The following is a 12,027-nucleotide window of genomic DNA, read 5'->3' on the forward strand; positions in this document are numbered from 1 at the left end:
GCCCCAAAAGCGCCATCCGTCAGGAGACTTCCGATGACCAATCCGTTGAATTTTGAACAACTGACCGCACAGGCCGCCGCCCTTGATATTCGCAACAAGGCGTTCATCAACGGTGCCTATGTTGATGCCGCATCGGGCAAGACATTCGATTGCATCAGCCCGCGCGACGGGTCGGTTCTGACCAAGGTTGCCGAATGTGATGTCGAAGACGTCAACCGTGCGGTGGCATCGGCCCGCGCCGTCTTTGAAAAAGGCAGCTGGTCCGAAGCGGCACCTGCCAAGCGCAAGGCGATCCTGCTTCATTTCGCGGACCTTCTTGAAAAGAATGCAGCCGAGCTGGCATTGCTTGAAAGCCTTGATATGGGCAAGCCGATCACGCTTGCTGCCCGCGATGACATTCCGCTGTCTTACAAATGCATCCGCTGGTATGCCGAGGCGATTGACAAGATTTATGATGAAATTTCGCCGTCGGGCACCAACGAAATCGGCATGATCACCCGTGAGCCGCTTGGCGTGGTTGCCGCAGTTGTGCCGTGGAACTTCCCGCTGATGATGGCGGTCTGGAAGCTTGGCCCGGCCTTGGCGATGGGCAATTCGATCATCCTGAAACCCGCAGAACAATCACCGCTGACCGCCCTTCGTGTGGCGGAAATCGCGGTTGAGGCCGGTATCCCCGAAGGTGTTCTGAACGTTGTGCCGGGCTTTGGTCCGACGGCGGGCAAGGCGCTTGGCCTGCATGAAGATGTCGATTGCGTGACCTTTACCGGGTCGGGCGAGGTCGGCAAGCTGTTCCTGCAATATTCGGGTCAGTCGAACATGAAGCGCGTCTGGCTTGAATGTGGTGGCAAAAGCCCGAACATTGTTCTGGCCGATTGCCCGGATATGGATGCCGCAGCCGCGGCCGCAGCCGGCGGTATTTTCTATAACCAGGGTGAGGTCTGCACCGCCGGTTCGCGTCTGATTGTCGAAGAAAGCATCAAGGATGAATTCATCGAAAAGGTCATTGCAGCGGGTGCAAAAATGCAGCCGGGTGATCCGCTTGATCCGAAAAGCCAGATGGGCGCGATTGTCGATGAAAGTCAGATGAACCGCGTTCTGGGCTATATCGAAAAAGGTTCTGCCGAAGGTGGCGTTCTGCGCACCGGTGGCAAACGCGCACGCACCGAGTCCGGTGGCTATTATGTCGAACCGACCGTGTTTGATGGCATCAAAAACGATATGACAATCGCCAAGGAAGAAATCTTTGGCCCGGTTCTGTCGGTTATTTCGGTCAAGGACTGGAAAGAGGCTGTTCAGACGGCAAATGATACGCCATATGGTCTCGCAGCAGCGGTTTGGACGCGCGACATCAACAAGGCACACATGACCGCAAAGAAACTGCGTTCGGGTCTTGTCTGGGTCAATTGCTGGGACGGTGGATCAATCACCATGCCGTTTGGTGGTTACAAGCAGTCCGGCACCGGTCGCGATCGTTCGCTGCATGCGCTCGATAAATATTGTGAAATCAAGTCGACCTGGATTGCGCTGGGCGACGCCTGATTACAAGCAGGTTCTCATTCGGAGATAAGGGAAGAAAAATGAGCAGCACTGGCGTCATTGACACCAAGGGCGGTGATAACGCCTTTACGGCGAAATCTGTGCATCAGAATACCAGCGAGCCGATGTATTCCGGTGCGCTGTCATTCATGCGCCGCCGCTATTCGCGTGATCTTAACGGTATTGATATTGCCGTGACGGGCATTCCCTATGACCTTGCGACATCAAGCCGTCCAGGCACGCGCCTCGGCCCGCAGGGGGTGCGTCGTGCATCGACCAATCTTGCATGGGCACCGCATTTTCCGTCCGGGCGCGATATCTTTGCCGAACTGGCGGTGATTGATTACGGCGATATGGTGATCGATCCGGGCCATCCGGAAAAACTGCCTGACATGATCGAAGATCACGCACGCGATATCGTGCAGTCAGGTGCGAAGATGCTGACGATTGGTGGCGATCACTTCATCACCTATCCGATCCTGAAAGCCCATGCCGAAAAATACGGTGATGGTATTTCCCTGATCCAGTTTGATGCCCATTCCGATACCTGGGAAGATGATGGCGACCGTATCGATCACGGCACCATGTTCTGGCACGCGGCGAAAAAGGGCATCGTCAATCCGTCGAAATCCATTCAGGTCGGTATTCGGACCCACAATGAATCGACGCACGGCTATAACATCATCTACGGCCCGGAAGTGCAGTCGATGTCGATTGACGCCATTGTCGAACAGATCAAGGCAACGGTTGGCAACAACCCGGCCTATATCACCTTTGACATTGATGGTCTTGACCCGTGCTATGCGCCGGGAACCGGTACGCCGGTTCTGGGCGGCTTGACCAGCCATCAGGCAGTGTCGATCCTGCGCGGTCTTGCCGGTCATGTGAACCTGATCGGCAGTGACGTGGTTGAAGTATCCCCGCCATTTGATGTTTCTGACATCACATCCCTTGCCGGGGCGACCATGGCGTGGGAAATGCTGAACATTCATGCGGTAAACCGCGCGAAATAACGGTTCTGGTCATAGGCCAGGGCGACGCAGTCAGTTGCGCGCACTGGAAATATTCAAGGGCTGGTGCTTTTAACAGGCGCCGGCCCTTGTTTTTTCATTTTCTTGTGCTCTGATAGGGCCGAATAAGAAATGAAACATGACAGGAAATGAAAAATGAAACCGATCGCGATTACCCGTTTGACCATCTGTGGCATTGATGAATTGCCAACCCATCGTAATCACGGGGTTTCCCATATCCTGTCGGTTCTTGATCCTGATCGGGAAGATCCGGCCATCTTTGGCGATTTTGCCCCGCATGAACGCACCGTTTTGCGGTTTCATGACGTGATTGACGACAAGGAAGGCCGCCCGGCACCGACCCGTCAGGATGTCGAAGCCATTCTGGCCTTTGGCGAGGCCCTGAAAGCCAGCCACGCAGATCGCCGTGATGGTCACTTGCTGGTGCATTGCCATATGGGAGTTTCACGGTCGACTGCAGCCATGATTACCCTGATGGCGCAAATCGAACCGGATCGTGACGAAGACAGCATTTTCACCACCATTCGCGAAATGCGCCCGATTGCCTGGCCGAATTCGGTAATGATTGCGTTTGCCGATGACATGCTGGGGCGCGAAGGGCGACTGACCGCCGCCCTGCATCGTCACTATGCCATTCAGCTTGAACGTGATGACATGTTTGAACGCTGGATGACCGAACTTGAACGTGCACGCGAGATCGAATTTGGCCGTGCACTGGCCCGCCAAAAGGCATCCACACAGTGATGTGCTATCATTCGTTCCGATTTTGGTTTGCACGTCAAATTGAATCGATTTAAAAAGCCCGTCGGTCCCACAGATCGCAACATGAATTTGATAACGGGTCCGCATTTGTTTGCGGACAATCCGAACGGAGAAACGTCATGACAGCCAAAGCTGTTTGTCTTGGGGAACTGCTGATTGATTTTGTTCCGACTGTGACCGGTACCGGCCTTGCCGATGCGCCTGCCTTTGCCAAGGCCGCGGGCGGTGCGCCGGGAAATGCGGCTGTGGGATTGAAACGTCTGGGCATTGATACCGGCTTTATCGGCAAACTTGGCGATGATGCCTTTGGGCATTTCCTTGTTGATACGCTTAAGGCCGATAATGTTGATACATCGGGTATTGTGCTGACCAAGGAAGCGTTGACCGGATTGGCATTCGTGTCGCTTCGTGCCGATGGCGAACGCGAATTTTCATTCTATCGCAGCCCGTCGGCGGACATGTTGCTGTGCCCGGCCGATCTTGATCGGGATATGCTGACATCAACCGATCTGTTCCATTACGGAACCCTGTGCATGATCGATGATGATCCGCGTGCCGCCACCCTTGAGGCCATCCGTATTGCGCGCGAAAACGGGGCGATTATTTCATGTGACCCGAACTTGCGCCTGCCGCTTTGGCCGAGTGTGGAAAAGGCGCGTGAAATCCTGCGTCTTGCGATCAGTCAGGCCGATGTCGTCAAGATGTCGGATGAAGAAATCATCTTTGTATCGGGCAAGGAAGACCTGGAAGACGGCATCAAGGATCTTTGGTGTGACCAGTGGCGCGCACTTGTCGTGACCTATGGCCCCAAAGGATCGCGCTTTATCACGCCGGAATTTGACGGTTTCGTTCCGTCGTTTGACGTAACGGCGGTGGATGCCACGGGTGCCGGGGACGGATGCACGGCGGGCTTCCTGTCGCGTTTGCTGAAAGACCCGGAACTTCTGGGATCCGAGGAAAAGCTGATTGCGGCATGTCACTTTGCCAATGCAGTAGGGGCGATTACCGCCACCAAGCGCGGGGCCATCAATGCGCTTCCGACCGAAAAGGAAGTCGAAGACTTTCTTTCAGCGCGCTAAGGCGCCAGCAACAGGAATGTCGTGGTATCCGCATAATCTTGCCACGACATTCTGCAAACTGTCCCACAAATGGTTTGAACAAGATGCTAGTCTGCGGGATCGCGACTGCACTGTTTTGGTGTGTAATACGTTGAACAAGGCCGAGGGTGGTGATGTCCGCTGACAAACTGACTGCAAACTGGGAAGAACTGGATCAATTGGGCGCGGAGGTTTCCGGGAAACTGAACCTGCGCCAGGCTTTTGCCGATGATCCGGCACGGTTCGAACGTTATAGCGCCGCGCTTAATGACCTGTTTGTCGATTATTCGAAAAACCTGATCACCGATGATGTGATGGCCGCCCTTGTGCGCCTGGCCAAGGCTGCGAATGTCGAAGAATGGCGCGACCGGATGTTTGCCGGTGACAGGATCAATATCACGGAAAACCGTGCTGTTTTGCACACGGCCCTTCGCAATCTGGATGGTGGTGCGGTCAAGGTTGATGGCGAAGACGTCATGCCGGCCGTCAAGGAAGTGCTGGCACGGCTTAAGGCATTTGCCGCACGTGTTCATTCCGGCGAATGGAAAGGCCATACAGGCAAGAAAATAACCGATGTGGTCAATATCGGTATTGGCGGATCCGACCTTGGCCCGGTGATGGTCAATGAGGCGCTTCGCCCGTTCCATATTGATGGCATTTGCTGCCATTTCGTTTCAAACGTCGATGGCGCGCATATTGTCGATACGCTCAAGGATCTTGATGCGGAAACGACACTTTTCATCATTGCGTCCAAGACTTTCACCACCGATGAAACGCTGACCAATGCCTATTCCGCCCGTGACTGGCTGGTGAAGGCGCTGGGGGATCAAAGTGCGGTCGCCAAGCATTTCGTGGCGGTTTCAACCGCCCTTGATAAGGTCGCGGCGTTCGGAATTGATACCGATAATGCGTTCGGGTTCTGGGACTGGGTCGGCGGGCGTTACAGCCTGTGGTCGGCGATTGGTTTGCCGATCATTCTGGCTGTCGGCTATGACAAGTTCGAGGACCTTCTGCGCGGTGCGCAATCAATGGATAACCATTTCAAAACCGCACCGGTGGAAACCAACATTCCAATGATCCTGGCACTGATCGGGGTGTGGTATCGCAATGTTCTGGGCGCATCGAGCCAGGCCATTTTGCCCTATGATCAGCATCTTTCACGGCTGCCAGCCTATTTGCAGCAGGCCGATATGGAAAGCAACGGCAAATCGGTCACCCGCGATGGCAAGGCGATTGCCTATGAAACCGGTCCGATCATCTGGGGCGAGCCCGGCACCAACGGGCAGCATGCGTTTTATCAGCTGATCCATCAGGGCACCGAACTGATCCCGGTTGATTTCATTGTTGCAGCCAATGCGCTCCATCCGCTTGGCAACCATCACGACAAGCTGGTGTCAAACTGTCTGGCACAGGCCGAAGCATTGATGCGTGGCAAGACCGAGGATGAAGTGCGGGCAGAACTTGCGGGCAGTGACCTTGCCCCGGCCGAGATTGATGTTCTGGCCCCGCAAAAGGTATTTGCCGGGAACAAGCCCAGCACCATGATCCTGTATAAGCAGCTTGATCCATTCACCCTTGGTCGGTTGGTGGCGATGTATGAACATAAAATCTTTGTTCAGGGCATCATCTGGAACGTCAATTCCTATGACCAGTGGGGGGTCGAACTTGGCAAGCAGCTTGCCAAGGAGTTGCTGCCGATGGTCGAAGGCAAGGAAGACGCAGGTGCGCGTGACGCATCAACAGCAGGTCTGATCAAGCGTCTGCATGCTTTGCGCGGGTGAATTTTAGTCCCCGTCATCGGGGACCAGACAAAGTCGATAGGCACCGGAAGGGCGGTTTTGGCCATGGCTGATGCCGCCCTTTTGATATTCAAGCAGCCGTTCGGCGCAGAGCTGTTCGGCCACCTGATGAATGCGCGGCATCAGATCGGTCCAGCTTTTGCCAAATGATCGGGCGACCTCGGATGGGCAGATGGATTTGTCCGCACCGCGCCGGGCGGCAAGTGACAGCATTCTTTGGCGCAAAACCGCATAGGTTGGCCGGGTTTCTTCGACATCATCAACCATCATGACCCAACACCATCATGTTCAGGTGATCTTTTGTGCGGACGGCTGTTGCGGCATCGGTCGGAACAGTATTTGACGTCTTCCCAACAGGTTTTCCATTTGCGCCGCCACGAAAATGGCCGGCCGCAGGACAGGCAGGTCTTTGACTGCAAATGCGCCTTGGCGCGGAATGATCCATTGGCATTGCGGGGCATGGCATTACCGGGTCGCATTTATCCGATCAGGGTTTCAATCATCGCATGGGCGGCAGACTGACCGCTGCGCCATGCGGCTTCGACCCGGGCACCAAGACACCAGTCCCCGGCGGCGATCACGCGCCCGTTCATACCGTTCAGATGGCTTGAACCCAGTGGCTGTTCGGTTCGCGCATAGCGCCAGCGATGGGCCTGCACTGAATGCAATTGCGGCAGTTTGACGCCACTCACATCGCGCAGGGCAGCCAGAAGGTTTTCAATCACCCGGTCCTTGTCATCTTCAAGATGGTCGCGCGACCATTGCGGACTGGCATGAAGAACCCAGGGGTCGGGACAGCGCCGATGGAACAGATCATCTGACTGTGTGCTGCGTGCTGCCCAACTGATTGCCGGGGATGGATGCAGCATGGCATCAAATGCCGTCGGAAGTGGCTGTTCAAAGGCCGCCATCACCGCCCAGCATGGTGCGGTGACCACGTCACCAATCGCGTCATAGCGCGCTGAAAGTGGCCGCAACAATTCAGCCGTCTGCGGGGCAGGGGCCGTTACGATAACCCCGTCAAACGGGCCGAATTCCCCGTCGAGATCGTCATGAAGAACAAAGCTTTTTCGATCATGCTGTTCAATTCGGGTGATGCGGTGCTGTTTGTGAATGGTAAAGGCATCGACAAGCGGGCTGATCAGTTTGTTCATTTGCGGCGCGCCCTGATACCAGTGATCAAGCGCAAGGTTCCCGGCACTTTGCATGGCGGGAATGTCGCCATGATGCAGGTTCGGTTTCCAGTTCTGGGCGGCGTTATGCGATGCGGCCTGTTCCAGATAGGCGGCAAAACCGGGATGCCGGGCGGTAACATATTGCGCACCGTGATTGAAATGACCGAAATCGGTTCGCCGTGATGCCAGTCGCCCGCCCAGACCACGGCTTTTTTCAAAGACGGTGACGTCCATTCCGACCTTGTGCAAAGTGCTTGCAGCTTTCAGTCCGGCCATGCCTGCGCCGATGATGGCGATGCGGATTGATTTCATCTGACAGCCCCGATGATGTGGTGTTGCGACAATTCAGCGGTTTGATTCTGATACGCAAGACGGGGCGGGTTGGAGCAGTCACTGCCACAAGATATTTATGAAACTGTCACGCCCGGGTCATCAAACCGTTACAACAAATCAGCAGGTTGTCTGATCTGTCGAACCATTTACCAAGGGGGAATTATGCGTTCTTCATTGATGGCAACTGCTGCTATTTCCGTACTTTTGACGGCCTGTGCCGGTACTACACCAGATCACGCGATGATGACCAACAGTGTTACCAACGCGGGCGCACACCCGATCACGATTGTGCCGATGGGCGAATATCGCACCGGCATGCTCGACGAGGGGGCCGCAGAAATCCCGGCATTTGACCCGTTGTCCAAACGCATCTTTGTCGTCAATGGCGCGGACAAGGCGATTGATATCCTTGATATGTCAAACCCCGACAAGCTTTCCAAGCTTGGTGCACTTGAACTTGCGACCTGGGGCAAGGGCGCAAACAGTGTTGCGGTTAAAAACGGGATCGTTGCCGTCGCGGTCGAAAATGAAAACAAGCAGGCCCCGGGCAAGGCCGTGTTTTTTGATACCGAAGGCAACTTTATCGCATCAGTAACAGTCGGTGCATTGCCCGACATGATCAAGTTTTCACCCGATGGAAAATATGTCCTTGTTGCCAATGAAGGCGAACCCAATGACGCATTCACCAACGACCCGGAAGGCAGCGTTTCAATCATTTCGATTGCCGGTGGCGTTGACGGTCTGAGTGATGCCGATGTGCGCACGGTCGATTTCAAGTTCCTGAATGATGCGGAACTGCCATACGGGATGCGGACATCCAACCCGGGTACGTCAAGCGTCGCCCAGGATATCGAGCCGGAATACATTGCTGTTTCAGGCGACAGCAAGACCGCCTATGTGTCGCTTCAGGAAAACAATGCAGTTGCCATCATCGATATTGAAACCGCGACGGTCAAACATGTGGCCGGTCTTGGTTTCAAGGACCATTCGGTGCATGCCTTTGATGCCAGTGACAAGGACGGCAAGATCAATATCCGCACCTGGCCGGTGATGGGCATGTATATGCCCGATACCATTGATGCGATTGAAATTGGCGGCAAGGACTGGATCCTGATCGCCAACGAAGGCGATTCCCGTGACTATGACGGTTACAGCGAAGAAACCCGGGTTGGCAAACTGACTCTTGATCCGGTGGCCTTTCCGAATGCCGACACTCTTCAGAAAGACGAAAATCTTGGCCGGTTGAAAACGACAACCGCACAGGGTGACACCGATGGTGACGGGGATGTTGACGTTATTTACAGCTATGGCGCGCGGTCATTCTCGGTTCTGAATGCCAGTGGCGAGATGGTCTTTGATAGCGGTGATGCGTTCGAGCAGGTGCTGGCGGCGAATTACGCCAATGTCTTTAATTCGTCAGACACCGAAAATTACAGCCGCGACAATCGTTCCGACGACAAAGGCCCGGAACCCGAAGGCATTGCTGCGGGGTATGTCAACGGCGTTCCCTATGCCTTTATCGGACTGGAACGGCAGGGCGGATTTATGGTCTATGACCTGAGCAATCCGGCCAACCCGCAATTTGTGACCTATCACAGTGATCGCCGTTTCTCGGGCAATCCCGAAGCAGACACCGCGGGCGAACTGGCACCCGAAGGCATGCAGTTCGTTGATGCCAAGGACAGCCCGACCGGGAATGCCATGCTGGTGATTGCGTCCGAAGTATCGGGCAGCACCAAGGTCTATGACCTGAAATAAATCCGATGAGACGCATCGGGCAGATACAGGGAAAGCCGGGTTGAGCCCGGCTTTTTCTTTTATGATCAGGTCATGGTAAAATGTTTCAATCCGAAGGCAATATGGACTAAACTCCGCGCACGGTCAGGAACATGACCGATTGATAAAGGGGAGTTCGGGACTCTGACTACGCGACGTGAACCTCATATTCTGGTTGTCGATGATGATCAGGAAATCCAGAAGCTTTTGAAAAAGTTCCTGCTGCAGCATGGTTTTCGCATCACGACCGTTTCGGACGGCAACGAGATGCACCGTGCCTTGCGCGACTGGAAGATTGATCTGGTCATTCTGGACATCATGCTGCCGGGCGAAGACGGGTTTGCGTTATGCCGGGATGTCCGGCGCACATCCAAGGTGCCGATCGTGATGCTGACAGCGGTGGGTGAGGATACCGACCGTATTCTGGGGCTTGAACTTGGTGCGGATGACTATTTGACCAAACCGTTCAATCCCCGCGAACTTCTGGCCCGTATCCGGGCGGTGTTTCGCCGGTTTGAAACCGGGGCGGTGGGGCCGACCGACAATGAAGTTGCCCCGACCCAGCGTATTATTTTCGGTGAATGGACATTGGATATCGGATCGCGTGAATTGCGCGATGCCGACAATGTGGCAGTGCATCTGTCGACCGGTGAATTTTCATTGTTGCTGGCACTGGTGAAAAACAACAAGCGGGCGCTGTCGCGTGAACAGCTTGTTGATATTGTCCGCGGGCAAAGTTCACTGCCATTTGATCGCAGCATCGACATCCAGATCAGCCGCCTGCGGCGCAAGATCGAAAAAGATGCAAAAAATCCCAAACTGATCAAAACCGTTCGCGGGATCGGGTATCAGTTCTGCGCCGATACACAGACGCTTTAGGACTGTGTGATGGCGGACATGTTCGCACAGTTCAGTGATTATCTAAGACGCTACAAACCGCGTACCTTGGGTGGGCGGATCTTTATGCTGATGATGCTGGGCGGCGTGATCATTGCTGTGCTGAGTGCGTTGGCATCCTATTATGTCATTGAACGCAACGAACGGATCAGCCGGGCCTATACGCTCGGCTTTACCATCCGTGAGCTGGCCCGTATTGCCGACAATCCCGAATTCGAAGCCAATATCGTCGATATTGCGGCGCGCGATGGCATGGCATTGCGCATCTTGCCAGCCGATGATCTTGGCACGTTGCTTTTGTTTTCAAGGCCGGCACAACATATCGCCATGCCGGTGCGACTGGCCAATACCGGTTGGCCGACATCGGTCAAGGTCCATTTCCTGCGCGGGCGCCTGAGTTCCGAACAACGTGCCACCATCGAGGCAACCGAAAATCCCAGCCTGTTTTTTGCAGAATTGTCGCGCGAAATGGCGCGTCTGGGACTGGAAGCCCAGCTTGAAATCATGATGCCGTCGGGCAAGCGGCTTTTGATCAGTCATGATGAATTATGGGCCAGCTATTCATCGCCATCGCTTGTGTTTCTGATGTTTCTGATGGGGGTGGTTGCGGTTTTGGCCGTCTTTGCCGCCCTTGCCGATTTGCTGGCCGGACCGTTCAAAAAGCTGACCGCAGCAATCATTGCCCATGGGGACGAGGTCGATGGCCCACCGGTTGAAGAACGCGGTCCGACCGAAGCCCGGTCAATGGCCGCGGCCTATAACGATTTGCGCGAACGGATTTCGCGCATGCTGGGCGATCGTACCCGCATGCTGGCTGCAATTTCGCATGATTTGCGCACACCGAGTACCCGCCTTCGTCTGCGCGCCGAATTCATTGAAAATGATGAATTGCGCGAAACCGTTCTGCGCGATCTGGATGAAATGGACAGTCTTTTGAATGATGCGCTCGATTTTCTGGGCGACTGGATTCAGAAAGAAGAAGAACGCACCGTTGATTTCGTTTCCGTGCTTGAAGCGATTTGTGATGACTATGCCGATCTTGGCCGCCCTGTCAGTTTCGACGGTCCGCAGCCATTACAGTTTTCATCGGTTCATACGGTGTTTGGCGGCGGGGATGAGCCACATTCATTCGATGGTAAACGCAGCATTCGATTGACCTGCCGACCGGGGACATTGAAACGCGCCTTTACCAACCTGATTGAAAATGCCCTGAAATACGGTCATCGCGCCAAGGTCAGTCTGGAAGCAACAGCGGACAATGTTCTTGTGACCATCCGTGACGAGGGACCGGGCATTCCGGTCGAACATCAGGACAAGGTTTTCCTGCCATTCTATCGTGTTGAAGGATCGCGTGCGCGCAGCACCGGGGGCAGCGGGCTTGGACTGTCGATCGTCAAAACCGTGATTGACGCCCATGACGGACGGATCAGCCTGCGCAATATGCCTGGCAAGGGGCTTGAGGTCACCATATCGCTGCCGCGGCGGATCATCGCGCCCAACTGATCCGGATGGCAGAAACAAAAAAAGCGGTCCGCATATTCGGGCCGCTTTTTTCATGACCGGCGGGTTTGACACACCGGTAAAAGAAGAATGGCGGGTGGCCCCCAGAACCACCCGCCAG

At 54.9% G+C, this 12,027-nt stretch carries 11 protein-coding genes; 8 read left to right on the forward strand and 3 right to left on the reverse strand.

Going from position 1 to position 12,027, the window contains the following annotated elements:
- Positions 1-33 precede the first annotated feature (33 nt).
- The 5 genes from AUQ42_RS02680 (at position 34) to pgi (ending at position 6,207) form a co-directional block, all read left to right on the forward strand.
- The gene (locus AUQ42_RS02680) at positions 34-1,539 is read left to right on the forward strand and encodes an aldehyde dehydrogenase (RefSeq protein ID WP_068517408.1); all 1,506 of its coding nucleotides are present in this window, start codon (positions 34-36) and stop codon (positions 1,537-1,539) included.
- 38 nt (positions 1,540-1,577) lie between these two features.
- Positions 1,578-2,549 (forward strand): agmatinase, encoded by a 972-nt coding sequence (gene speB / locus AUQ42_RS02685; RefSeq protein WP_068517409.1) that lies wholly within the window; start codon positions 1,578-1,580, stop codon positions 2,547-2,549.
- A gap of 153 nt (positions 2,550-2,702) precedes the next feature.
- Positions 2,703-3,311: a tyrosine phosphatase family protein gene (locus tag AUQ42_RS02690; protein ID WP_068517410.1), complete on the forward strand. Its 609-nt coding sequence runs from the start codon at positions 2,703-2,705 to the stop codon at positions 3,309-3,311.
- A 137-nt stretch (positions 3,312-3,448) separates the two neighbouring features.
- Complete coding sequence (locus tag AUQ42_RS02695) at positions 3,449-4,408, forward strand: PfkB family carbohydrate kinase (protein ID WP_068517411.1); 960 nt, start codon at positions 3,449-3,451, stop codon at positions 4,406-4,408.
- A 152-nt stretch (positions 4,409-4,560) separates the two neighbouring features.
- A complete protein-coding gene (gene pgi / locus AUQ42_RS02700) occupies positions 4,561-6,207 on the forward strand; it encodes a glucose-6-phosphate isomerase (RefSeq protein WP_068517412.1) in 1,647 nt (548 codons plus the stop codon).
- 3 nt (positions 6,208-6,210) lie between these two features.
- Here the strand turns inward: pgi and AUQ42_RS02705 are convergent, their stop codons facing one another.
- The 3 genes from AUQ42_RS02705 to AUQ42_RS02715 are packed head-to-tail and all read right to left on the reverse strand — an operon-like array spanning position 6,211 to position 7,712.
- On the reverse strand, positions 6,211-6,495 hold the full coding sequence (locus AUQ42_RS02705; RefSeq protein ID WP_068517413.1) for a DUF3253 domain-containing protein: 285 nt from the start codon (positions 6,493-6,495) through the stop codon (positions 6,211-6,213).
- A complete protein-coding gene (locus tag AUQ42_RS02710) occupies positions 6,492-6,704 on the reverse strand; it encodes a DUF2256 domain-containing protein (protein WP_369813517.1) in 213 nt (70 codons plus the stop codon). The genes AUQ42_RS02705 and AUQ42_RS02710 overlap by 4 nt, the downstream gene beginning before the upstream one ends.
- Positions 6,705-7,712 carry an NAD(P)/FAD-dependent oxidoreductase gene (locus AUQ42_RS02715; RefSeq protein WP_068517414.1) on the reverse strand — a complete coding sequence of 336 codons (1,008 nt, stop codon included), beginning with the start codon at positions 7,710-7,712 and terminating at the stop codon, positions 6,705-6,707.
- Positions 7,713-7,895: 183 nt separating this feature from the next.
- Between AUQ42_RS02715 and AUQ42_RS02720 the strand changes: the two genes are divergently transcribed.
- The 3 genes from AUQ42_RS02720 (at position 7,896) to AUQ42_RS02730 (ending at position 11,909) form a co-directional block, all read left to right on the forward strand.
- Entirely contained in the window at positions 7,896-9,491 is a 1,596-nt protein-coding gene (locus AUQ42_RS02720; protein ID WP_082817691.1) for a choice-of-anchor I family protein, read from the forward strand.
- A 162-nt stretch (positions 9,492-9,653) separates the two neighbouring features.
- Positions 9,654-10,388, forward strand: a complete 735-nt coding sequence (locus AUQ42_RS02725) for a response regulator (RefSeq protein WP_068517415.1) — start codon at positions 9,654-9,656, stop codon at positions 10,386-10,388.
- A 9-nt stretch (positions 10,389-10,397) separates the two neighbouring features.
- Positions 10,398-11,909: a cell wall metabolism sensor histidine kinase WalK gene (locus tag AUQ42_RS02730; protein ID WP_068517416.1), complete on the forward strand. Its 1,512-nt coding sequence runs from the start codon at positions 10,398-10,400 to the stop codon at positions 11,907-11,909.
- The last annotated feature ends 118 nt before the right edge of the window (positions 11,910-12,027 follow it).

The sequence above is a fragment of the Thalassospira sp. MCCC 1A02491 genome (assembly GCF_001613785.1).
Classification (GTDB): domain Bacteria; phylum Pseudomonadota; class Alphaproteobacteria; order Rhodospirillales; family Thalassospiraceae; genus Thalassospira; species Thalassospira povalilytica.

Excerpts from the sequence above, each read along its gene's own strand:
- AUQ42_RS02710 (WP_369813517.1), bottom strand. The coding sequence starts at position 6,704 with ATGCGACCCGGTAATGCCATGCCCCGCAATGCCAATGGATCATTCCGC.
- AUQ42_RS02680 (WP_068517408.1), top strand. The coding sequence starts at position 34 with ATGACCAATCCGTTGAATTTTGAACAACTGACCGCACAGGCCGCCGCC.
- AUQ42_RS02705 (WP_068517413.1), bottom strand. The coding sequence starts at position 6,495 with ATGATGGTTGATGATGTCGAAGAAACCCGGCCAACCTATGCGGTTTTG.
- AUQ42_RS02695 (WP_068517411.1), top strand. The coding sequence starts at position 3,449 with ATGACAGCCAAAGCTGTTTGTCTTGGGGAACTGCTGATTGATTTTGTT.
- AUQ42_RS02730 (WP_068517416.1), top strand. The coding sequence starts at position 10,398 with ATGGCGGACATGTTCGCACAGTTCAGTGATTATCTAAGACGCTACAAA.
- pgi (WP_068517412.1), top strand. The coding sequence starts at position 4,561 with ATGTCCGCTGACAAACTGACTGCAAACTGGGAAGAACTGGATCAATTG.
- AUQ42_RS02720 (WP_082817691.1), top strand. The coding sequence starts at position 7,896 with ATGCGTTCTTCATTGATGGCAACTGCTGCTATTTCCGTACTTTTGACG.
- AUQ42_RS02715 (WP_068517414.1), bottom strand. The coding sequence starts at position 7,712 with ATGAAATCAATCCGCATCGCCATCATCGGCGCAGGCATGGCCGGACTG.
- speB (WP_068517409.1), top strand. The coding sequence starts at position 1,578 with ATGAGCAGCACTGGCGTCATTGACACCAAGGGCGGTGATAACGCCTTT.
- AUQ42_RS02690 (WP_068517410.1), top strand. The coding sequence starts at position 2,703 with ATGAAACCGATCGCGATTACCCGTTTGACCATCTGTGGCATTGATGAA.